The 1,720-nt window shown below is 31.0% G+C and carries 1 protein-coding gene; it reads right to left on the minus strand.

All coding sequences use genetic code 11. From position 1 onward, the window contains the following. Window positions 1-1,650 (minus strand): DEAD/DEAH box helicase (locus WBY99_RS03350; RefSeq protein ID WP_423974923.1); only part of this gene is annotated, 1,650 nt, incomplete at its 3' end. Between the last annotated feature and the right edge of the window lie 70 nt (window positions 1,651-1,720).

Raw genomic sequence — 1,720 nt, forward strand, 5'->3', positions numbered from 1 at the left:
CTCTGTTTCATCTAAACTTTCTCTTTCTTCCAATTTGTTGTCCAAAACAAAATAAGGAAGAGTTTCTACAAATTTTTTGTAAGAATCTTCAATATTGTCATAAACCAAAATTTCGCAATTTCTCTCAATTTCTTCGCCTTCGGATTTTATCAAATACCTAAATTGATAAATTCCTTTCGGAATTCTTTGGATAAAATCTAATTTTTCAAGTTCGCTTTTTGTTTCGGGGTCAATTATGCTGTTCGTTAAAATCGCAAATTCTTCAATTTTGCTTATTGAGACTAAACGAAGAAGCGATTTTTTAGTTTCTTTATCCTGGTTATTGAAATCAACATTTTCTTCAATAAATAATTTCTCGGGATTTATCCAAGCAATTTTATCTTGCCAATCGTCAACGAAACTTACGATATACGCTTCTTTTGTTCCACCTGCTTTTAAACCTCGCAAACCTCGACCAATCATTTGTGTCATTAAAATTGTAGAAATTGTTGGTCTTGTTAAAAATACAGATTGAACATTGGGAACATCAGTTCCTTCTGTTAAAATATTTACATTTATCAAGACTTCTAATTTTCCTTGACGAAATTTTTCAATTTTCTCCTTGTTTTCTTTGGTGAAATTACTTGTAACTCCTGTTATTGCATCTTTCACATTTGAAATTACGAAATCAGATTTTACTCCTCTTTCTTGAAATAATTTATTAAGTGTAATCGCATTGTCAACATTCAAAGCAAAGATCAAAGTTTGTTTGTATTTTTCCTTATCGGAAACATATTTATCAACTATTTTGTAATTTCTTTCTCGGTTTTTTGCAATGGTTTCTGCAATTTGCTCCCCAATGCTATTAATATCAAAAGTATTTAATAATTGAATTTGTTGGTCAGTTAAGTCTTCTATAAAATTTTGCCCTGTTTCAACTTCTTCAAAAATTGGTTCAGACAGAATTCCTAATCTGATAAGCGTTTTCAAATCAATTTTGAAAATAATATCGTCGGGAAAAACCTTTTGCAAAAGTCCTTTTTCGCTTTCTGCAGTTCTTGTTGGCGTTGCAGTTAGTCCTAAAAGTCTGAATTTTTTTACATTTTGTTTTATGTTCTCAATTAATTTCCTGTAAGTTTTTGCTGTTGCGTGGTGCGCTTCGTCAATAACTAAAAAAACTTCGTCTGTATTTTCATGAATCCAATTTTTGAGCAAATGCTCTAAACCTGCATTTAAACTGTCTTTGCTTGCAAAAATAATATCGTCCGATTTTCTGATATTAATCGGTTTGTCGTGAATTCCCGAAATAATTCGATAATTGAAACTGTCTTTTTCTTTGAAAATATCGGAATAAGCTAAAGTTTTTGTAAAAGTTCCTTTTGCCTGCTCCAAAAGTTCGTGTCTGTGAGCAATCCAAAGCACTTTTTTGTTTTTGTCAAGAAAGTTTTTCGCAATCCACCACGAGGCAGTTAGTGTTTTTCCGCCTCCTGTTGGTAAAACTAAAAGCCCAGCAAATGGATTTTTTTCGCTTTTTATGATTTGTTTTTGAAGATTATAAAAAGCATCTTCTTGGTGTTTATATGGTGTAATTCCACTTTCAGATTTTGAAATATTAATTTTTCCTGCAAATTTCACTTCCGCATTTCCGTTCATTTCCTTGTATTCTTCCATTAAAGTTTTCTTGAAAATTATTGTTGAATTTTTTTTGAATTCCGAAAGTTTAGTCATTTGAGATTTTCCG

This window comes from Kaistella sp., assembly GCF_049588135.1.
Lineage (GTDB): Bacteria > Bacteroidota > Bacteroidia > Flavobacteriales > Weeksellaceae > Kaistella.